The organism is Streptomyces sp. NPDC051109, from assembly GCF_044455885.1.
Taxonomy (GTDB): Bacteria; Actinomycetota; Actinomycetes; order Streptomycetales; family Streptomycetaceae; genus Streptomyces.
This window is the reverse complement of record NZ_JBITFF010000033.1, coordinates 30846-51465: the sequence shown is the minus strand read 5'-3', so window position 1 is coordinate 51465 and position 20620 is coordinate 30846. Positions and strand designations below refer to the sequence as shown.

Below are 20620 nucleotides of genomic sequence, written 5' to 3'. Positions count from 1 at the left end.
GTCGCAATCCACACCAGGCCAGAAGGCCCTCACCCATTTCAAGATCCCTCAGCGGAGACCTACATCACCCGTCCACAACCTCCCTGGACAGAACAACTAGGGCCTGTCCGATGGGTCCGAAACCGGTTCCGTGCCTGTTACGCATTTCCTGACCCGTGTCAGTGGCTCGCGCTCCGCAACGCGGTCGGGGCTGCTGGACCGCTGACGTCACAAGAGGATTGCGGCCAAATCCGGGTCACGAGCTGGACGCCGATCCGTCCGCTCCGTACCGGAGGCCGTCGAGGAGCAGGTCGAGGAGGCGTCCGGCCCGTTCGCGCTGGTCGGGAGCGCTGGTGATCAGCCCGATGCCGGCCAGGCTGAAGCCGACATCGAAGGGGTCGATGCCCGGGCGCAGGAGACCGGCGTCGGCGCCGGCGTGCATCAGGGTGCCCAGCGCGGTGGCGAGCTTGTCGAGGGTCTCGGCGAAGGGGTCCGCACCGGATGCGACCGCGGCCCGCAGCGCGTCCGCCATGCCCTGCTTGGCAGCCAGGTAGTCGATGAAGTCGTCCATCCACAGGCGGATCGCCCGGTCGGGCGGGTTGTCGGCCAGCAGCTTCCCGGCGCTGTCGCAGACGCGGGCCAGCTCGTTGCGGTAGGCCGCCTCGACGAGCGCCTCGCGCGTGGGGAAGTGGCGGTAGAGCGTGGCCGAGCCGACGCCCGCGGCCTTGGCGATCGTGTCGATCGCGACGTCCGGGCCCTTCTCGGAGAAGGCGCGTACGGCCGCTTCGAGGATGCGCTCCCGGTTACGGCGGGCGTCGGCGCGCAACACGCTCGGCTTGGTGGTCAAGGCTGCTCCCTTCATCGGGGACCAGTCTAACTGGACAACCGGGGAGTTCCCCGCTTACCGTCATGACTAACCGGGGAACTCCCCGGTTACGGCGTTGACCGTGACGCTCCACGCGCAAGGAATGGCGATCATGACAGCACAGCAGCCCCTCGGTTCCGGCTTCGGGGCCCGCAGCACCACGGCCGACGTCCTGGCCGGCCTCGACCTCACCGGAAAGCTCGCAGTCGTGACCGGCGGTAGTTCCGGACTGGGGCTGGAGACCACACGCGCCCTGCGGGGCGCCGGCGCGACTGTCGTCGCAGCCGTCCGCCGCCCGGAAGCGGCCGCGGAAGCCTTCACCGCAGTGGACGGGGTCGAGGTGCGCCGTCTCGACCTGGGCGACCAGGCCAGCGTGCACACCTTCGCGGACGAGTTCCTGGCAAGCGGCCGCAGCATCGACATCCTCATCAACAACGCCGGCGTGATGGCCCTGCCCGAGACCCGCCTCGGACCCGGCTGGGAGGCGCAGTTCGCCATTAACCACCTGGGCCACTACACCCTCACGAACCGGCTGTGGCCCGCCCTGGCAGCCGGCGGCGGCGCACGCGTGGTCGCGCTCAGCTCGGCCGGACACCGCTATTCGCCGATCCGCTGGGACGACGTCATGTTCGCAAACGACTATGACAAGGCCGTCGCCTACGGACAGTCCAAGACCGCGATCGCGCTGTTCGCCGTCCACCTCGACGCGCTCGGCCGCGAGCACCAGGTGCGGGCCTTCGCCGTCGCCCCCGGTGCCGTCATGACCCCGCTCCAGCGGCACATGACCCGCGAGGAGATGATCGCCTTCGGCTGGATCGACGACCAGGGCAACACGGCCCCCAGTTTCAAGACCCCCGAACAGGGTGCCGCTACCCAGGTCTGGGCGGCCGCCTCCCCGCAGCTGGCCCACACCGGCGGCGTCTACCTGAACGACTGCGACATCGCCCCGCTCTCCCAGGACGACGCACCCGGAGTACGGCCCTACGCGGTCGACCCCGAACAGGCCGCACGCCTGTGGACCCTGTCCGCCCAGCTGACCGGCACCAACGCGTTCGCGAACCGGTGACACGACGGCACAGCGCACTCCCCTCCAAGAAGCCCGCACCTGAAATCTCTGCAAGAAGGGTCACGAAATCATGACGCACACCGATCTGGCCGCCGTCGCGAACGAAGCACAGGCATGGTTCGACAGCTACGTCGAGACATTCATCGGACTGGCAGCAAAGGGGAGCACCGATCCCGCGCCGCTCCTCGACTACTTCTCGGTGCCGATCAGCATGACCACGGGCACGGCCCACACCGTTCTCACCTCCGCCGAGGCGCTCTCCCAGGGACTCGCACACGAGCTGCGCGCACTGCGCGACGCCGACTACGGGGGCAGCAAGGCCCTCGACCCGGTGGTACGCGTGCTCAACGAGCGGGCCGCGCAAATCGAGGTGACCTGGGCGCGCCAGGACAGCCCGGGGCGGGAGTTCCAGCGTGTCCGTGTGCTCTACCTGGCCGCCCGTACCGACGCGGGATGGCGGACGGTCGCCTCCGTGATCCTGGCCAGCTGACGAAGCACATTGCCCGCGCGATCGCCCGCGGTGCGCTCGCCAGTCAGCGAGGTGACAGGACTCCGCCACAAGATCGCCAACGTGCAGTACGCGCTGATCGACGTCACGTCGATGCTCGTCGCCACGGCTTAGGGGCTATCCGGTGGGTCGGCGGGGTCCCCTTGCCTGCCTTCCAGGCCGGCGCCATGGACAAAGTGGCTTTGTGCACGAAGGTTCTGGCACAGATCTTGGGGAGCAGTCGCAGAGGGTTACTAGAGGAGGCGTCACTGTGCTTTCCCCGGTTCCATCAGAGCAGCGGTATCGGCAGCAATCGCGCTCCGGCGTGCCCGGCTGGGCCTGTCTCTTCGGCGGAACGGCAAGGTTGGGGTGGTAAATGATCTACGAAGGGGCGCGAGTCGTTTCCGACCATCGACTGCCGATGCGAGCAATAGGCGACTCCCCCGTATGGGGGATCGTGATCCCTCGCGAAGCCGACGCCATGTCATCGAGGTTCGGCGACGGTGGAGTCATGCCGATCAACCTTTCTCTGGGCGACACCGAGCGTCCGGTTCCGGGTTGGGCGCTCCGGCTCGCGAAGGCCCTTCCGTTCGTCGTCCTGCCCCACTGCCTGTGGCGGCTTCCGTTCGCCTTCGACTTTTCGATGGGAATGGTAGATCCGTCGGCACCACCCATGCCGTGGTGGGCCCCGGTCTACGTTTTCAGGCTGAGCATGCTCACCGAGGCACTGGCCCTGCTCTGTACGGGCCTGGTCAGCGGGTGGGGCGAGAGAGTCCCGGACTGGGTGCCACTGATCGGCGGTCGGCGGGTCCCGCCGCTCGCCGCGATCACTCCGGCGGCCTTGGGCGGACTGGGCCTGGTCGCGCTGTGGGACACCATGCCCCTTGCCTGGTTCGACCTGCTGGGCTTTCACGAGATCGCCTTCAGTAACGGCTGGTGGATGGTCCTGGCACGTGTGTGCATCAGCCCGGTGATGCTGTGGGGCCCGATCGTGCTCGCCCTTACCTACGCCTACTACCGACGTCGCAGAGCAGTCTGACTCCCATAGGCCAGGCCGGTGTGAATGTGATGATCTTGACGTGGCTGGTGTGATCACGGCGTCGGAGCCGTCCTGGATAGCCCCGTTCACCGGGCTGAGCCCGCGCCAGTTCGGGAGGCTGGCCGGCAGCCCCTGCTCGTCTGCGTGCAGGCCGAGCTTCAGGTCGCGCGTCCTCATTGCATCAGACGTTTGCGATTGTCGTCGTCGCTCTTGGCGAAGACGGTGGTGAACCAGGAGTAAACGGGAGCAAGCGTTGGTGATGCGGGCCATCCATTGATCATTGCCAGGAGCTGCCAGTAGCGCTCCGCGTGTGGGTCGGCCGTTGTCTGCAGGCGGGCGAGGAGCCAGCGGCGCAGATCGCTGTCGCCGGCACGCTCGAATGCGTGGGCGTAGAGGCCGCCCAGTGAGTCTGTAAGGGATGCACCCTCGGCAGAGGCCGGCAGGAGGCCGAAGGACGCCGCTTCGTCGATTCGTTCACGCATCGCTTGCTTGAGAGCGTCGTGCAGGGTGCTGACGTCCTGCTGGAAAGGCTCTTCCGCCTGGTCCTCAGCTGTGCGGCGTACCGTGACACGGAAGTCTGCGTTCTGGCAGAGTCCGGCGAGCTCCACCCAGGCCTCGACCTGTTCGGGCGTGGGATCGTCGGGGAGCTCAGGCATGGAGGATCGCATCAGGGACACGAACTCCGGGTTGGCGTGAAGGCCTTTGAAGGTGGAGTCGATGAAACCGGATACCAGGCGGTGTCGTTCGGCCTGGGAGAGCGTGGCGAGTCGGTGCATGAGGTCCATCTCCATGGTGGTGGGGCCGCGTCTGGCGATTGCGCGGAGTACTGCCCGGCGCAGGCGGAGAGTCTGGATCTGCACGTCCAAGGCGTTGGCCTGTGCTTCCGTGACTTCCGGTATGGACGCCTCCCGGTCCAGCACCTTGCGCACGGTCGCCAGGTCGAGCCCAAGATCACGCAGCGTGCGGGCTAGGTCCAGGCGTGCGAGTGCGTCGAGGCCGTAGAGCCGGTATCCCGCCGGGCTCCGGTCGGTTGGCGGGACGATGCCCTTGTCGGAATAGAACCGGATCGTCTTCACCGTCAGGCCGGTCCGGCGGGATAGTTCTCCGATGGAATAGAGCGTGTCGCTGTCCATGCCCCCAGCTTGATGTCTCCCCCCACGGGAGACTCAACCAGAGCCGAGACTTCCTGCGAGGACCACAGGCTCTGTGCAGGCGCCCAGAAACCCCCGCCCAGCGACAGACCAGCATCGTCGCGAGGCGTAACTGGAGCAGGATCATTTTGCGGAGTAGTTCGAATCCCGCTCGACCGTAGAGCTATCTCTTGATCTTCTTGATGCGGTTCACAGCGCCCTCGATGCTGCCGGAGCTCCAGTCCAGGGTGAGCCCTGCTGTCACGGCATCGGTCCTGGAGCAGATGGAGTGCGAAGCCGGTGAGGCCAGGGAGTGTGGCGCTGAGGCGGCCGCTGAGTATCTCGCCGAACTCGCGGACATGCCCGGCGGCTGTGTCCAGTTCGGGACAGCGGGCCAGGACGTGCTTCAGACCGGCCCGGTCTCCTTTGCAATCGAACACCAAGGTGACGTCCTGCGACGGCTCCCCAAGATCTGTGCCAGAACCCCGCTCTCGCCTACGCAGCCAGTCCGGGCGAGCGCCGCGGGCGACGCCTGCGGCAGCTCCCACCGCGTGCCAACAGCTGCGGGAGCGGAAACGGGGGCAGCAACCCGATGATTGGCGACCCCGGCTCGCTTTCTGTACCTACTAGTATGTACACTGCCTGCATGAGCACTCAGGACCGACTGATCGAGTCCACCCGCGAACTGCTGTGGGAACGCGGTTATGTGGGCACCAGCCCCAAGGCGATCCTGGAGCGCTCGGGCGCGGGCCAGGGCAGCATGTACCACCACTTCCAGGGCAAACCGGACCTCGCGCTGGCCGCGATCCGCCGCACCGCTGAGGAGCTGCGCGCCTCCGCGCAGAGCGCGCTGGACGGGCCCGGGACGCCGTACGAGCGAATCCGGGCCTATCTGGAGCGCGAACGCGACGTGTTGCGCGGCTGCCCCGTGGGCCGCCTGACGATGGACCCGGACGTGGTCGCGAACGAGGATCTGCGGGCCCCGGTGGACGAGACGATCGGCTGGCTGCGCGAGCAGCTCGCCCGCATTGTCGAAGAGGGTCAGGAACAGGGCCAGTTCGCCCGGTCCCTCGACGCGCGGGAGATCGCCGCGACAGTGCTCGCCACGGTGCAGGGGGGCTACGTCCTGGCCCGCGCGTCGGGCTCGCCCGCGGCCTTCGACGCAGGGGTACGCGGTCTGCTCTCCCTTCTTCGACCGGCATCCTGAGGAGTTCCCGTATGCACATCACGACAAGGCGACCCGACACCCTGCAGGGCCCGGCGGAGCACTTCACGGGCACGGTGTGGCTGGACGAGATAGCCGCCCCTGAGTCACCGTCCCGGTTGCGGATATTCAGCGTGCATTTCGCCCCCGGCGCGCACACCGCCTGGCACCGCCATCCGCGCGGCCAGGTCCTGCACGTCCTGGAGGGCGAGGGACTGGTCCAGCGCGAGGGCGGTGACGTCGCGGCGATCCGGGCGGGCGACACCGTGTGGATCGAGCCCGGCGAACGGCACTGGCACGGCGCCGCTCCCGGCACCTTCATGACGCATATCGCCGTCGTGGAAGCGGCTGAGGACGGCTCGACCGTCGAGTGGCACGAACACGTGGGCCACTACCCCGCCTGAGGAAGGAGCTCACGATGCACGCCATGCAGTACGAGATGACCCTGCCCGCCGACTACGACATGACCATCATCCGCGACCGTGTTTCGCGCCTCGGGCACGCCCTGAACGACTGGGACGGCCTCGGCTTCAAGATGTATCTGATGCGCGAGCGCGGGGTGCACGGTTCGTCGGTCAACCAGTACGCGCCGTTCTACCTCTGGAACACCATGGAGGGGATGAACGCCTTCCTGTGGGGAGGCGCCTTCCAGCGGCCCGTCGATGACTTCGGTCGGCCCGAGGTGCGGCAGTGGACGGGCCTGGCCTACGAGGAGGGCTCCGCGGCCCGCTCCCCCGCCGTCGTCGCGGTGCGCCGGCGACAGCGGGTCCCGGACGCCGTGCCGCTGTCCGAGTTCATGGAGGACGCGGTGCGCGAAGCAGGGCGACTGGCCGCGCAGGACGGCGCCGTACTCGCGGCGGCCGTCGTCGACTCGCACCGCTGGGAGCTGGTCCACTTCTCGCTCTGGGACCACCACACGCCCAAGGCCTCGGGCGAAGTCTTCGAGGTGCTGCACGTGTCGGCGCCCGGTAGGCTCGAACTCCCGCGCGGACGGCAGTGGTGAACCGCGTCCGCACAGTCCTCGGAGACGTGCGCCCCGAGGATCTCGGCGTGTGCGATGCCCACGACCACCTCTTCATCCGCAGCCCGAAGCTCCCGGGCCAGGAGCTGGACGACGTCCCGGCCGCACGCTCCGAACTGGCTGCGTTCCGCGCCGCGGGCGGTGCGAGCGTCGTCCAGTGGACGCCGTACGGCATGGGACGGCGGACCGCGGACCTGCCGCCGCTGTCGCGCGCGGCCGGGGTGCACGTGGTGTGCGCGACCGGGCTCCACCAAGCCGCCCACTACGACCCGCAGTTCCTCGACGCGCTGCGCGCCAGGCTCCCCGACCTCTTCGTCTCCGAACTGACCACAGGCATCGGCGCATCCGGCGTCCGCGCCGGGCTCATCAAGGTCGCGGCCGGCTTCCACGCCCTCGATGCGCACGCACACTGGACGATGGCCGCCGCGGCCGAGGCCCACCACGAGACCGGCGCACCCATAGCCGTCCACCTGGAGCACGGCACGGCCGCACTCGACGTACTCGACCTGCTGTGTGACGAGCTGGAGGTCCCACCTCACCGGATAGTCCTCGGGCACCTCAACCGCTCCCCCGACGGCGTGGTGCAGCGCCAGGCCGCGGAGGCAGGCTGCTATCTGGCGTTCGACGGGCCCTCACTCGCCCATCACGCCACGGACTGGCGGATGCCCGACGCGGTAAAGGCGCTGGCCGACGCGGGATTCGGCCATCGGCTGCTGCTCGGCGGGGACACCGTTGTCTCCGGGGCGCGGTCGGTCGACGGCGGCCCCGGGATGCCGTACCTGCTGCGCCAGTTGCGACCCCGGCTGGTCGCTACCCTGGGTGCGGAGCTGGTGAATCACATCCTCACGCGGAACCCCGGGCGGGCCTTCGCCGTCGACTGGCCCTGAGCCGGTCGGTTCGGCTCGACAAGATGGGCGGAAGGCCGACGCTTGTCACCGGTCCGTGGCGGGCAAGGGAGCGGGATACCGCGTCGACCGCGCTGCGCGGTCGGCGCGGTAAAGAGCGACGGTATGCCCGACGCACCCGTGGCCGGTGTCGAGACGTGCTCCTTCGCCGCCGCGTTGCCGACCGTCCGCTGCGCCGGCACCGACGACGAGATCCTGGGTCGGTTCGCATGGGTGCTCGTGCCCCAGTACGAGCCCTGCGGGCCCTCGCGAACACCGTGGTCGGTCTGTTGGTGCTCAACGGCGGGAACGGAAGCAGGTCTACCTCGATCGGCCTGGCGCTGATGGCGCTCGTTGACATCGGCCGCCCGATACCCGGACGTGGCCTCAGACCTGCTCGCTGGACCTCCCCAGCCACCGGCCGGCCGGCTGTCGGACCTCTGGCTGTGGGTGACGGCGAAGAGCGGTGTACGTCAGGCGCTGCTCGATACACCTGCGTTCGCGAGGATGTCGCGTGCGGGCAGCACCGTGCTCTGGGCGGCGGTGAGGCCGGAGGCTGCCAGATGGGCGTCCACGATCCGAAGGCCGGCGGCATATCCGGCGAAGTCAGGCAGTCCGACAGGCTGGTGCCCCATGTGCTGTGCGGTGGCGTCGCCGTACACGTACGCGGGCAGATTCTGCATCCCGGCCACATCGATCCCGGCCGCGACCTTCTCGCAGACATCGTCCAGTTCCGGGCCGGACAGCGCCGTCGTCCAGGGGCCCATGGCCGGCTCGCCCGCCAGTTCCCGTACGAACGCCTCGGCCAGCCCCTCGGCCACGACCTGTTCGCCGACCGTGACCGTCATCGGGTTCCAGGCCACGTTGGCATAGCGCACGTTGTGGTGGAGCTCGTGCGCGGCGACGTAGCCGATCTTCGCCAGGCTGGTCTCGGTGGGCCACATCGTCAGCTGGATCGCCCCGGGGATACCGCCCATACCGAGGTAGCCCGCGTTGCGGACCGTCAGCAGGTCGTCGTCGGGGTCGCCGAGTACCAGCACGACATGCACGGTCTCGGCGCTCTTGGCTCCGGGCACCGAGCCGCTCAGCCGCCGTGAGCGCGCTCAGCGCACTGGGTGCCGTGTGGCACCTGGCCCGCCGCAAGCCACCCAGCACTACCTGCGCATGCCTGACCGGGCCCCCGGCCTGGGCCGGCGGCCGCGTCATGACGCGGCCCGTTCTCGCGGTGGCGGCTGGCCGCCCAAGGAGCATGGCCTGTGGTAGCCGAGGCCCCTCCCAGCCGGGTACCGCCACGCTGGGAGGACACCGTGGGCGAGAAGGTGGGGAAGGCCTGCTCTCGCTTTCGCACCGAGGCTGGGCGGATGCTGAGCTGGGCCCGAGCTCCCCCAGCACTCGCGTCACCCCGCAGACCGTCGCCCGGCGGCGGGGGGCAGCGCGCGACGCGGCCGGGGCTGCGGAAGCCATCGGCGAACGACTGGAGGGCCTTCTGCCGCGGTTCGGGCATCTCGCCCGGCTCAGGATTGCAGAGGGCGTTGTCGTGTTTGAACGCGCAGATCAAGAACGCGTTGGGGTTGTCATAGAGCACCACACCGTCCCGGTCGAGGAACTTGGCTGCCCTCCTCGCGAAAGTCCCAGGGACGATGCGTCCCTCGAAGCGCGGGGTTCTGGGCAGCAGCAGTGAGGGCCCGCCGGGCGCCGGGGCCGGAAACCTTCTCCCCGGCGGCGAGGCGGTCGCGCAGACGGGCGGCGGTGTCGGCTGCGGCGAGCGCGGTCCCGATGTCGAGCTCGCTGTGAATGCCGCCTCGGCTGCGGGAGCCGTAGCCGCTGGAGGTGCGGACATCCAGGATGGTGCGCATGTGCCCGTACTGAATCGCGAGCGCGATCAGTCCGCCAGGACGGCGCGCGATGTGCCAGGCAAGGCTCCTTCTGAACCGTCTCATGCCGATCGCGCCGTGCGGGTCCTCGGGGATTGCCAGTACGGGCAGGCCCTGCGCCTCGGCTTCATGATTCACCCAAGCCACGAATCTCTCGATCCGCTTGCTCAGGGCGTTCTTCTTCAACGTGCCGTGGTAGCCGCGAGGGTCGGGGAAGTCGTGGTGAGCCGCGCTGAGCAGCAGTTCCCCCTCGGGCACCATGCGTTCCAGAACGCGGATGGCCCGGACCACGGGCGTGATGGCGACCCAGGGGACCTCACGTTCCTCGGCGTCGGAGACGTGATTGCCGTCATCGTCGGTGACGCTCTTGTAGTGACGGCTGCGGATCAGGTGTCGTCCGACGGTGCCGTCGGCGGCGGGTTCGGGGTCGGGGCAGCACCCGGACCGCAGGCCCTGGACTGCGTCGAGGCCGCCGTTGTCGAGCCGCTGGTCCTCAGCGGCGAGCTGCCCGACAGCCCTCTGTTTGACTCCTTGCCACGCTTCCATCATGCTTGTATTAATTCATTAGTGGAAGCATGATGGAACCAAAGAAGGTGACGTGGTCGAGTACCGGATCGACCGGAGCAGCGGCGTACCGGCCTACGTGCAGATCATCGAGCAGACCGAACGGGCTCTGCGGATGGGCACGTTAAGGGTCGGGGACAAGTTGCCCACGGCCAGGGAAGTGGTGATGGCGACCGCCATCAACCCCAACACCGTGCTCCGCGCCTACCGCGACATGGAGCAGGCCGGCCTGGTCGAACTGCGTCGCGGGCTGGGGACCTTCGTGACGCGGTCGCTCGCGCGGCCCGGCGCGGAGGACGACTCCCCCCTGCGCGCCGACCTCACTGACTGGACGGCACGTGCACGGGCGGCGGGATTGGAACGCGCCGACATCCTCGCGCTGGTCACAGCAGCCCTCGACGCCTACGACAACGGACCACACAGCGACACCCCGGGGGACCGGGAGCGGAAAGAGGAGGACGCATGACCGGGCCAACCGCCCCGGCCGCGCTGCAGGCCACGGGACTCGGATTCCGGTACCGGGCAAGGGGCGGCTGGGCTTTGAGGGGTTGCGAGTTCACCGTGCCCAGCGGCCGTATCACCGCTCTCGTCGGACGCAACGGCGCCGGCAAGAGCACCCTGCTGCAGCTGGCGGGCGGCCTGCTGCGCCCCCGCACCGGGGAGATACGCGTGCTGGACGCCGGCCCGGGTACGCCCGAAGCCCGCGCCCGGGTCGCTCTGCTCACCCAGGACAAGCCGCTCTACCCCCGCTTCACCGTGGCGGACACCCTGCGGATGGGGCAGAAGCTGAATTCTCCGTGGGACCGGGCCGCCGCCGAGCGGACCGTCCGCGAGGGTGGCATCCCACTCGCCGCCCGCGTCGGCGAGCTGTCCCCCGGGCAGCGCACCCGCGTCGCACTAGCCCTTGCGCTCGGCAAGCGTCCCGAACTGCTGCTGCTCGACGAACCGATGGCAGACCTCGACCCCTTGGCGCGGGGCGAGATCATGGCGTTGCTGATGGCCGAGGCCGCCGAACGCCGCATGAGCATCGTGCTGTCGTCGCACGTCCTGCCCGAACTGGAGCAGACCTGCGACTGGGTGTTGCTGCTGCGGGACGGCCGCATCGAGTTGAGTGAGGACGCCGACGAACTGCGCGAGAGCCACACCGTGCTGACCGGACACGCCGACCAGGCCGCCCTCCTCACCGGACACGCCGGCCGGGGCGATTCCCCGACCGGACCGCACACCGTCGTGCACCACCGGGCCGGCGGCCGCCAGATGACCGCCCTGGTCCGACAGCGCGGACCGCTGCGCGGCGACTGGCACGTCGAGCGGCCCCGCCTGGAGGACGTCCTGATCGGCTACCTGCAGGACACCGACCCGCTGTGCCCCGCCACCGACGAGCGGACGGAGGCGGCTGCGTGAACGGCTCCCTCTGGCTGGCGTGGCGCCAGCAGCGGACAGTGGTCGGCGCCGGTGCGGCGATCTTGGCCGCGGCCGCGGTGGTCGCCGCGTACTACCGCTCGCGCATGCTGGGCGACCTGCACAGCGGCCTGTTCGACCACTGCGAACCCGGTCCGCTGTCCTGCACGATGTCCGCCACCGGCCGGCTCCTTCTGTTGGACGTCGATCCGCTGCGGTGCCTGGGTGCGCTGAACATCGTCCTGCCCGTCCTGATCGGCGTGTTCTGGGGCTCCCCGCTGCTGGGCCGCGATCGGGAACTGGGCACGCACCGCATGGTCCTCGCCCAAGGCGTGAGCCGGGGCCAGTGGTTCGCCTCCCGCTTCGCCCTCGCCGCAGCGGCCACGACGGTCCTCTCAGGCCTCCTCGCGTGGGTTTTCGCATGGTGGTGGCGGCCCGCCGCCGACCGCAGCTACGGCCTGTTCTGGTACGCCAACACGGCCCTGAGCGGCTCGGGTCCCCGCGTCGTCGCAGCTGCCCTGTTCGGGCTCGCCGCAGGTACGCTGCTGGGTCTGCTGGCCCGCCGGGTCCTGGTCGCGATGGGCCTGACCCTCCTGGTCACCGGGGCGGTGATGCTCCTACTGGAGTGGACGCACAGGACGCGCCTGCTGGTCCCACCGCACACCTACGTCAGCGCCGGCAGCGCTTCGAAGCCGCCCATGGGCGAGAAGTGGTCCACCGGCAACTACGGCCTGATCACCGCCTCCGGCCGCCACGACGACGTGCTGAAGTGCCCCTTCCCGTCGAGCGCCGAGCTCAGGCAGTGCATGACCGAGCACGGGTACGTCGCCCGCTTCTACGAGGCCAACCCGGCCGGCGACTACTGGGCCTTCCAGTGGACCGACACCGCCGTCCTCGGCGGCCTCGCCCTGCTGCTGACGGCCGTCACCGTGCTGCTCCTGCGCCGCCGCGTCTGACCGCGCCGGCACACCACCACACCTGTCATCCCGCATCCGGGGTCACCCTTCGTACGGAGGTCGCTTCACCATGCCCGCAGACGCCACGTCGCCGAAGAAGCTGCACAACAACCGCGCCGCCCTCACCCACAAAGTCGGCTACGCCCTGCGCCACCCCGGCCGCGTCGCCCCGTACCTCAGCCGCGCCGGCCGTGACGCCTGGCTGCGCCTGAAGCACCCCGACCACGTCGCCTACTACCGGGCCGTGATGGCCTCCGACACCCGCCGCAACCCGGAGGCCGCGGTCGGCAGCCAGACCCACGACCGCTGGCTGGCGCTCGGGCAGATGCAATTCGACTACCTCGTCGAACACGGGCTGCGCCCCGAACACCGCATGCTTGACATCGGCTGCGGCAACCTCCGCGGCGGCTGGCGCTTCATCAGCTACCTCGACGCCGGCCACTACTACGGCATCGACATCTCGCCCGACATCCTGATAGCCGGCAAGAAGACCCTCACCGAGCGCCACCTCCAGGACAAGCTGCCGCACCTGACCATCACCGGAGACCTCACCCTGGACTTCCTGCCGAGCGACCACTTCGACGTCATCCACGCGCACAGCGTCTTCTCGCACTCGCCGATGGAAGTCATCGAAGAGTGCCTCGCCCACGTCGGCCGCGTGCTCACCTGCACCGGGTTCTTCGACTTCACCTTCGACCGCACCGAGGGCACCGAGCACCAGGTGCTGCGCGAGGACTTCTACTACCGCACCGAGACCCTCCTGGCCCTGGCGGCCAAGCACGGCCTGCACGCGCGCTTCATGGAGGACTGGGAGAAGCGTCCGCACGGCCAGTCGAAGATCCGTGTCAGCCGCGCGCCCCTGCCCACCACCTGAGTGAGCTCCGGCTCCGACAGGCTGTCCCCCCGCGGTGTCGCCGGTCGCCCCCGACCCGCCCGCCATCGCCGTGGCCCGACCACCCCTCGTCCCGCAGCCGCCCGGGACCCCGTGCAGCACCCGCCCCGGCCGGGCTGCCGCACCTGCGGGTGATCCCCCGCAGGCGCAGGGCGAGCACCAGGCCGGCGGGTACGGCGGCCGAGGGCCATGCGGGGAGACGAGGCCGCCACCTGGAAGGTCACCCACCGCACTCTGCCCGTGATCCGGCACCCTCTCGACCACGTGGACATCGTCCATGCGCTGTACTGCACCCGCATGACTGCACCCGCGTGCACACGGTCTCCGGCGTTTCCGGGGGCGGTCCCCGACGTTGCGGTGTCCTCGGTCGTCGCCATGGTGGTGCCGGCCTCCCTCACCTCCGGCCTCGGCGTCCGGCTTGCGGGCCGGCTTGCGGGCCGGTGGAGCGGGCCGGTGGAGCAGGCTCGGCGCGGCGCCGGCCCTCACGCTGCAAGCCCACCCTCTGTGGCGTACGCACAAGATGGCCGTCCGTGCCCGAGCAGCGCGATGGGGGCCTCGCTCGGGCTCGGCTTCCAGGATCTCGCCCCGGACCGGGCGGCGGCGATCCGCCGGTCCCCGCCGGGCATGCATGTGTTGGTCGCCGCGCGGAGGCAGCCGCGCAGATGCGGGGTCGGCACGGCGGCATCGGACCCGAAAGATCGTGTAAAGCATCCCGACAGGAAAGTCAGAGGCGTGTGCGCATACATTCTCATTGCGGAAGGCGGCGACCTTCAGGCCGATCTCCTCCGCCGGCTGCTGCTGGGGGAAGGTCATACCGCCGTCATCGGGCAGGACGGCCGGACCGTGATCGACCTGGCCGTCGGCCGCAGGCCCGACCTGATCGTCCTGGATCTGACGCTTCCCGAGATCGAGGGTCCGGAGGTCTGCCGCGTGATCCGCCGCGACGACGACGTGCCCGTCCTCGTGCTGACCGCCCGTTCCTCCGAGGAGGACGTACTGCTCGGCCCGGACTACGGCGCAGACGACTACGTGACCTGGCCGGACAACCCGCCGGAGCTGCTCAGCCGCATCCGCACCGTGCTGTGCCGCACACTGCGCCCCGCTGACGACACCCCCCTGTTACGGGCCGGCGGCATCACCGTCGACCCCGTACGGCACGTGGTGACCTGCGACGGCACACCGGTGCCGTGCACACCTGGCGAATTCGCCATCCTCCGGGCCATGACCGCAGAACCCGACCGGGTCTTCTCCCGCCGTCAGCTGCTGCTGCACACCGGCGGGGGTCACCGCACGTCCACCGAACGCACCGTCGACGTGCACATCATGAACCTGCGCAAGAAGATCGAACCCGACCCTCGCGCCCCCGTCCGGTTGCTGACGGTCTTCGGCGTAGGGTACCGACTCGCCGGCGGACGCCCTCGCGACCGTTAATGTTTCGTGCTGCGGCGGGACGGATGAGGCCGTGCGGCACGCCCTCAAAGCCGGCGCCGCTGGGGTGAGGAACGACACTCCTCACCCCAGCGGCCCGGCGGCTGCAGAGAAAGCGCTTGAGCTGCTTGCCGGCAGGAACGTCCTACTGGAACATCCGCCTTCCGGCGCCGTCACCGCCGGGGGACGATGAGCCCCTTGTCCGGATGGTGAGCGAGTTCCACCCACTGCCGCCGACTGCCCTCGGGGAGAGGCCGCCGGTCCATGTCGGCGGCGCCCGGGGCAGTCACCGCCCCCGTTCCGGTGTGCCGCACAGCCGGTTCCCGGTAGTTACCAGTTCAGGTTCAGCTCGGGGCTGTACGACTTGTCCTTCTCGGCGCCCATGCACTTCAGGTGGAGCACCGTCTGGTAGTTCCCGCGAACGCCGCCGGCGGGCTCGTTGTAGACGACGTGGCCCGACGCAACGCGCGGGGTCTCCCACTTGCTTCCGCCGTTCGGGCCGGTGTACGAGATGTACAGCTGGCACGGGGCCTGCTGCATGACCGGTGTCACATAGGCGTCGGGGTAGACGCTCGCTCCTCTGGCGCTGATGCAGGTGCGGACGTCGAGGATGGTCCGCAGGGGGTGCGGGATGGGGCTGCTCGGGTCCTGCATGGATGCGACGAGCCGGCTGTTGCCGCAACCACCGCCACTGCTGTTCGCCGCAGCCATCGCGGTACCGGGCATTGCCGCGACGGCTCCGGCCGACATCAGTAGTGCCGCCACCGCGTAACTCGACTTGCGCATCACAGTGCTGCTTGTCATCACGACCTCCAACGAGTCATCTGTCGAAGACGCGCGAACAGCGCGTCTCCACGCCTCCCCGCCCCGGTGGGCGGGGAGGCGTGCGACGAGCATCGCGAACGGATGTCAGGAAGTTGTCAGGGCGCCCCGCACAGCGGGTACGTCAGGACATCGGATCTCGGGACGCGGCGATGTGGCGGACGGCCGTTGGCCCGGCTCGAGCCCGCGCTGCCACGGGGCGGCGAGCCGGGCCGTCCGCAGGCGTGGCGTGGGGCGTGGATCTCTGACTCAGGTCACTAGCGCTCAGGGTGACCTTTTCCCCGCGCAGCAGTGGGCGGCGGGGTCGCCGTAGATCGTCATCTGCATTGTCCGGGGCGAGCACGGCTGATGAAGCGCAAGGCAGGCGCCCATCCCTCCAGGGCGCCCCGGATCCGCTCGCACAACCCGTCGACACCCGTGTACGGGCCGACGGGCGCAGTACCACGTGGGCGGGTGCCGTGTGAACGCCGTGCTCGGCGCCAGTGCGTGCCCAGGTGCCCGCGACGTGCCGCTCGGCGGTGTCTGCCGGGACTCCCCCAAAGGCCAGGGGTAGGGGTGCCGGTAAGAACGCTGCCACCAGCCGCAAACGGCGGTGATCTTGCTGGGCGTCACCCGTGTGGGTGAGTCCGGGGCCGTACGGCTGCGGTGGGTGAAGCTCTGCGAGGACGATCGGCGATCGTGGCCCGTACTCCATTGCGGACGCGCACTCCGCGGGGGAGGCAGCGAGCATCCCGGTGTCACACTCCGGGCCTCGCCGGAGCCGTGGTGAAGACGACGTTGCCCGATACGCTGAAGCGCCCCCGGGCAACGTCGTGAGCGGCGGGGTAGGGCTGTGCGAGGAACGGACCAGGAATCCGGTGTTGCTGTCAGACGCGCTCAGCTGGGCAGCGTGACGACCCCCATCTCATAGGCGGTGATCACGAGCTGAACCCGGTCCCGGGCGCCCAATTTGGTGAGGAGGCGCGACACGTGGGACTTGGCGGTGGCCACCGTGATGAAGAGGTCCTCCGCGATCTCGGTGTTCGACCGGCCGCGCCCGACCAGGGTCAGGACTTCCCGCTCCCGCTCGGTGATGCCCTCGACCAGCCGTGGGGAGCGTGCCGGGGCGGCTTCGGGGCGCCCGGCGAACTCCGCGATCAGACGGCGCGTGACACCCGGGGCGATCAGCGCGTCGCCGGCGGCGACCACGCGGATCGCCGCGAGGATGTCGTCGACCGCCATGTCCTTGACCATGAAGCCGCTCGCTCCGGCCCGGAGAGCGCCGTAGACATGGTCGTCCTCGTCGAAGGTGGTCAGGACGAGGACGCGGGCGGTCGCCGGACCGGCGGTGATCAGGCGGGTGGCCTCGATCCCGTCCATGCCGGGCATCCGGATGTCCATCACCACGACGTCGGGGCATACGTCCCCGACCAGTTGGACCGCCTCGGCGCCGGTGGCGGCCTCACCGACGACCTCCAGGTCGTGGTGGTCGGCCATGATCACGCGCAGGCCGGACCGTACCAGCGGCTGGTCGTCGGCCAGCAGGATACGTACGGGACCGGTCATCATCGGGCCTGTACCGGAACTCCGGCGGGGTCGGGCAGGGGCAGCCGCGCCGCCACCCGGAAGCCGCCATCGGGACGCGGTCCGGCGCTGATGCGGCCGCGCAGCAGAGCGACCCGCTCGCGCATGCCCACGATGCCGAAGCCGTGGGCCGGGCCGTCCTCGGTGGCGCCGCGCCCGTCGTCGACGATTTCCACGGATAGTTCCCCGTCCCCGTACTCGATGCTCACCCGGCAGTGTCCGGTGCCCGCGTGGCGGACCACATTGGTCAGCGCCTCCTGGACGATACGGTAGGCCGACAGGTCGATGTCGGCCGGCAACGGGCGCTGTTCCCCGTCGAGGCGCACGTCCACGCGTACGCCGGCGTCCGCCGTCGCCGCCGCCAGTCGTTCGAGGTCGGCCAGACCGGGCGAAGGCGTGAGCGGTGCCCGCCCCGAACCCTTCGCGTCCGGGTCGGCCTGACGGAGTGCAACCAGCGTGCGCCGAAGGCCCGCCAAGGTCTCTCTGCTGGTGGCTTCAATGGCTCGCAGGGCCTCGCGGGCCTCTGCGGGCTGTGTCTCAATGACCCGGCTTCCCACCCCGGCCTGGATGGCGATGATGCCGATGCTGTGCGCGACCATGTCGTGCAACTCCCGTGCGATCCGCAGTCGTTCGGCGACCACCGCCTCGGCCACCTCCTGTGCGCGCAGGGCCGCCGCGTGCTCGCGGCGTTCACGGCTCAGCAGACCGACCGTGCAGGCCGCGGCCATCGCGAGGACGGCGATCACAAGGTTGACGATCAGGCCCTCGCCGTGCGCGAAGCCGCCGACGAGCAGCACTTGGACGACGAGGGATGTGGCCACGGCGAAGGTCGAAGCACGCCGTGCACAGGTGGCGATGATGAAGCCCAGGACCAGGTCCACCGCCAGATACGGCAGGAACTGGCCCTGGTACGAGGCCGACAGGTCCACCTGGGCGGAGCTCGGGGGACCCACGACCACGGCGGTGGATCCGAGGAGCATCATGGCCAGGGCCAGGATCGGCCTGCGCCGTAGGACGCCGACGAGCAGGCTCGCCGCCAGCAGTGCCCCGATGCCATGGACTGTGCCCGAAGCGCGCGGCCCACCTCCTATGAGCAGACCCAGCGCGAGGACGTAGAGGACGCCACCCACCCAGGCCATGACCTTCGTTCTCGTCATCGGCGATGTGCCCTCTCAAGAGGAAGGTCGTGCCGTGCGACGTGCACGGGCGGCGGGGTCGTCGATATGCCGTTCATCCCGCGAGGCTATCCAGCCACCGGCCCCGCGGCATCGGCCCGTGGGCGTACGCCCACGGGCGAACCCGGCCGCACGATTGCCGCCCACGGCCCCATGACCGGACGGGGCCCTCCCGGCAGTGTTGTCCACGTGATCGAAGTCAATGAACTCACCAAGCGCTACGGCGGCAAGACCGCCGTCGACCAGCTCTCCTTCACCGTGCGGCCGGGCCAGGTAACCGGCTTCCTCGGCCCCAACGGAGCCGGCAAGTCCACCACCCTGCGGATGATCCTTGGCCTGGAGTCGCCCACCGGCGGCGCCGCCACCGTCAGCGGAGTCCCCTTCCGCAGCCACGCCCGTGGCCTGCGCCACGTCGGCGCCCTCCTCGACGCGGGCCAGGTCCATGGCGGACGCACCGCCACGGCCCACCTGTCCGCCCTGGCCCGCAGCAACAAGATCTCCCCTCGCCGGGTCGAGGAAGTGCTGCACGAAGTGGGCCTGGCTGAGGCGGCGACCCGCCGCATCGGCGGGTTCTCGCTTGGCATGAAGCAGCGGCTGGGGGTCGCCACCGCCCTGCTCGGCGACCCGCCGGTGCTGATGTTCGACGAGCCGGTCAACGGCATGGACCCGGAGGGCGTGCTCTGGATGCGCCGCCTCTTCCGGCGCCTGGCGGCCGAGGGCCGCACAGTCTTCCTCTCCAGCCACCTCATGTCGGAGATGGAGAACACTGCCGACCAGCTCGTCGTCATCGGCCGGGGCCGGCTCATCGCCGCCGAGTCGGTAGGGGACTTCGCGGCCCGCAGCACCGGCCTCGGCGTGGTGGTGGGCACGCGGCAGGCAGCCGAGCTGACGGCGGTGCTGAGCGCCGCGGGCGCATCGGTCGAGCCGGAAGGATCGGCGGGCGCCGAGAAGCTCGCCGTGACCGGACTGCCGGCAGACCGAATCTCCGCGCTTGCCTTCGAGAACGGGATCCTGCTCAACGAGCTGACCACCCGCACGGCCTCGCTGGAAGAGGCCTTCATGGAACTCACCGCCGACAGTGTCGAATACCAGACAGGACAGCCCCGATGACCGCCCCCGCCCCCGCCCTCGCGACCGCGGCCGCCGCATCCCTCGCCGAGCCGCCCGCCCGCTTCCGTGACCTGATCGCCTCCGAGTGGATCAAGATGCGGTCCCTGCGCTCCACCCCGTGGACCCTCGCGCTGATCACCCTGTTCGTCATTGGGTCCGCCGCCGTGGCCACCCTGGCGGACAAGGCCGCCGGCTCCGAACCCGCTGACTTCCTGGCCTACGACGCGTACCCGTCTACCGGTTACATGACGCTGATACTCGTCGCCGGCACCATGGGCGCCCTCACCGTCGTGAACGAATACAGCAGCGGGCTGATCCGCACCACCACCGTGGCCGTCCCCGACCGTGGAACGGTGGTGCTGGCCAAGGCAGTCGTCACCGCCGTGCTGTGGACCGTGGTCGGCACAGCCGCCTCCATCGGATCCTTCCTGGTCTCCCAGGCCATCCTGGAAGGGCACGGTGCCGGCGTTGCGATCACCCACCCCGATGTGCTCCGGCCGCTGGTGGCATCCGCGTTGCTGGCTCCTGTGTGCGCCCTGGTCGGCCTGGGCCTCGGCGTTCTGCTCCGGCATACCGCCGGGACCATGCTCACCAGCGTATTCGCCTTGCTGATGCTGCCCACCATGTTCTCGGAGAGCAACCGCTGGTCGGCCGATGCCAAACACACCATGGTGTCGGCCGCCTGGACCCGCCTGGTCATGACCTGGGAGCCGGACCCCGGATCCCTGGGCTACACCGCCACGCTCCCCGGCTCCTGGATCGTGTACGCCCTCTGGCCGCTGGTCGCGGTCGCCCTCGCGGTGATCGTCGTACGGCATCGCGACGTGTGAACGTGCCTCCGAGGCGCGCGTATCGCACCCCGGAGGCACAGGGGCAAGGCTCTCGATGCTTCTCGCAGCCTCAATGAATGAGACCGCTGATCGATATGGGGCAGATCACGGCTATCCGAATAGTGCGCCATCCGGGGGAATTGCTCACCCTCCATGAACCCTAGCCGAACATCCGGTGGGATTAACAACGCACGGCACTCACCAGCGATCAAGAAAAAATTCTTACTGAGGAGGTAAAGCAAACAGCCGCTGCAATCCAGGCCAAAAATACAAGCTTCGGGCAGTTCGGATTGCTGGCAGTCTTGGTATTGGGTGCGGTAGCGGGAATTT

19 protein-coding genes and 3 pseudogenes are annotated in these 20620 nt (G+C 69.5%); 15 read left to right on the top strand and 7 right to left on the bottom strand.

Features of this window, described 5'->3' with window-relative positions; translation table 11 throughout:
- Positions 1–235 precede the first annotated feature (235 nt).
- Entirely contained in the window at positions 236–826 is a 591-nt protein-coding gene (locus ACIBAD_RS34930; protein ID WP_134068384.1) for a TetR/AcrR family transcriptional regulator, read from the bottom strand.
- Positions 827–953: 127 nt separating this feature from the next.
- Here ACIBAD_RS34930 and ACIBAD_RS34925 point away from each other — a divergent pair, with 127 nt between their 5' ends.
- The 4 genes and pseudogenes from ACIBAD_RS34925 to ACIBAD_RS34910 form a co-directional block, all read left to right on the top strand.
- Entirely contained in the window at positions 954–1910 is a 957-nt protein-coding gene (locus ACIBAD_RS34925; protein ID WP_398910883.1) for an SDR family NAD(P)-dependent oxidoreductase, read from the top strand.
- A gap of 70 nt (positions 1911–1980) precedes the next feature.
- Positions 1981–2400, top strand: a complete 420-nt coding sequence (locus ACIBAD_RS34920) for a hypothetical protein (RefSeq protein WP_398910875.1) — start codon at positions 1981–1983, stop codon at positions 2398–2400.
- A gap of 508 nt (positions 2401–2908) precedes the next feature.
- A complete protein-coding gene (locus ACIBAD_RS34915) occupies positions 2909–3436 on the top strand; it encodes a hypothetical protein (protein ID WP_398910873.1) in 528 nt (175 codons plus the stop codon).
- Positions 3437–3476: 40 nt separating this feature from the next.
- Positions 3477–3557 (top strand): annotated as a pseudogene (locus ACIBAD_RS34910) (IS5/IS1182 family transposase); the annotation flags it as partial.
- A gap of 52 nt (positions 3558–3609) precedes the next feature.
- On the opposite strand, the gene ACIBAD_RS34905 reads toward ACIBAD_RS34910, so the two are convergent.
- Complete coding sequence (locus ACIBAD_RS34905) at positions 3610–4569, bottom strand: MerR family transcriptional regulator (protein WP_398910871.1); 960 nt, start codon at positions 4567–4569, stop codon at positions 3610–3612.
- Positions 4570–5212: 643 nt separating this feature from the next.
- On the opposite strand from ACIBAD_RS34905, the gene ACIBAD_RS34900 reads away from it, so the two are divergent.
- From ACIBAD_RS34900 to ACIBAD_RS34885, 4 genes are read left to right on the top strand one after another with little or no spacing between them, the layout of a single operon-like run.
- Positions 5213–5773, top strand: a complete 561-nt coding sequence (locus tag ACIBAD_RS34900; protein WP_398910869.1) for a TetR/AcrR family transcriptional regulator — start codon at positions 5213–5215, stop codon at positions 5771–5773.
- An 11-nt stretch (positions 5774–5784) separates the two neighbouring features.
- Positions 5785–6174: a cupin domain-containing protein gene (locus ACIBAD_RS34895; protein WP_398910867.1), complete on the top strand. Its 390-nt coding sequence runs from the start codon at positions 5785–5787 to the stop codon at positions 6172–6174.
- A gap of 14 nt (positions 6175–6188) precedes the next feature.
- Positions 6189–6773: a DUF4865 family protein gene (locus tag ACIBAD_RS34890; RefSeq protein WP_134068389.1), complete on the top strand. Its 585-nt coding sequence runs from the start codon at positions 6189–6191 to the stop codon at positions 6771–6773.
- A complete protein-coding gene (locus ACIBAD_RS34885; RefSeq protein ID WP_398910865.1) occupies positions 6767–7678 on the top strand; it encodes a phosphotriesterase in 912 nt (303 codons plus the stop codon). Before ACIBAD_RS34890 ends, ACIBAD_RS34885 begins: the two co-directional genes overlap by 7 nt.
- A 470-nt stretch (positions 7679–8148) precedes the next feature.
- Here ACIBAD_RS34885 and ACIBAD_RS34880 read toward each other — a convergent pair.
- Both ACIBAD_RS34880 and ACIBAD_RS34875 read right to left on the bottom strand, forming a co-directional pair.
- Positions 8149–8769 (bottom strand): annotated as a pseudogene (locus ACIBAD_RS34880) (DUF2268 domain-containing protein); the annotation flags it as partial.
- A 380-nt stretch (positions 8770–9149) separates the two neighbouring features.
- A pseudogene (locus ACIBAD_RS34875) lies at positions 9150–10008 on the bottom strand (integrase); the annotation flags it as partial.
- Positions 10009–10147: 139 nt separating this feature from the next.
- Between ACIBAD_RS34875 and ACIBAD_RS34870 the strand changes: the two are divergent.
- From ACIBAD_RS34870 to ACIBAD_RS34850, 5 genes are all read left to right on the top strand, one after another.
- Complete coding sequence (locus ACIBAD_RS34870; RefSeq protein WP_398910863.1) at positions 10148–10579, top strand: GntR family transcriptional regulator; 432 nt, start codon at positions 10148–10150, stop codon at positions 10577–10579.
- On the top strand, positions 10576–11517 hold the full coding sequence (locus ACIBAD_RS34865; RefSeq protein WP_398910861.1) for an ABC transporter ATP-binding protein: 942 nt from the start codon (positions 10576–10578) through the stop codon (positions 11515–11517). The genes ACIBAD_RS34870 and ACIBAD_RS34865 overlap by 4 nt, the downstream gene beginning before the upstream one ends.
- Positions 11514–12470, top strand: a complete 957-nt coding sequence (locus tag ACIBAD_RS34860; protein WP_398910859.1) for a transporter — start codon at positions 11514–11516, stop codon at positions 12468–12470. The genes ACIBAD_RS34865 and ACIBAD_RS34860 overlap by 4 nt, the downstream gene beginning before the upstream one ends.
- A gap of 70 nt (positions 12471–12540) precedes the next feature.
- On the top strand, positions 12541–13344 hold the full coding sequence (locus ACIBAD_RS34855; RefSeq protein ID WP_398910857.1) for a class I SAM-dependent DNA methyltransferase: 804 nt from the start codon (positions 12541–12543) through the stop codon (positions 13342–13344).
- Positions 13345–14094: 750 nt separating this feature from the next.
- Entirely contained in the window at positions 14095–14793 is a 699-nt protein-coding gene (locus ACIBAD_RS34850) for a winged helix-turn-helix domain-containing protein (protein WP_398910855.1), read from the top strand.
- Positions 14794–15120: 327 nt separating this feature from the next.
- Here ACIBAD_RS34850 and ACIBAD_RS34845 read toward each other — a convergent pair whose 3' ends face one another.
- The 3 genes from ACIBAD_RS34845 to ACIBAD_RS34835 form a co-directional block, all read right to left on the bottom strand.
- The gene (locus tag ACIBAD_RS34845) at positions 15121–15594 is read right to left on the bottom strand and encodes a hypothetical protein (protein ID WP_134068398.1); all 474 of its coding nucleotides are present in this window, start codon (positions 15592–15594) and stop codon (positions 15121–15123) included.
- Between the two features lie 894 nt (positions 15595–16488).
- On the bottom strand, positions 16489–17160 hold the full coding sequence (locus ACIBAD_RS34840; protein WP_398910852.1) for a response regulator: 672 nt from the start codon (positions 17158–17160) through the stop codon (positions 16489–16491).
- Positions 17157–18332, bottom strand: a complete 1176-nt coding sequence (locus ACIBAD_RS34835) for a sensor histidine kinase (protein ID WP_398910851.1) — start codon at positions 18330–18332, stop codon at positions 17157–17159. The genes ACIBAD_RS34840 and ACIBAD_RS34835 overlap by 4 nt, the downstream gene beginning before the upstream one ends.
- A 207-nt stretch (positions 18333–18539) precedes the next feature.
- On the opposite strand from ACIBAD_RS34835, the gene ACIBAD_RS34830 reads away from it, so the two are divergent.
- Together ACIBAD_RS34830 and ACIBAD_RS34825 are read left to right on the top strand one after the other, a co-directional pair.
- Entirely contained in the window at positions 18540–19460 is a 921-nt protein-coding gene (locus tag ACIBAD_RS34830; RefSeq protein WP_208328898.1) for an ATP-binding cassette domain-containing protein, read from the top strand.
- The gene (locus ACIBAD_RS34825) at positions 19457–20290 is read left to right on the top strand and encodes an ABC transporter permease (RefSeq protein ID WP_398910848.1); all 834 of its coding nucleotides are present in this window, start codon (positions 19457–19459) and stop codon (positions 20288–20290) included. Before ACIBAD_RS34830 ends, ACIBAD_RS34825 begins: the two co-directional genes overlap by 4 nt.
- The last annotated feature ends 330 nt before the right edge of the window (positions 20291–20620 follow it).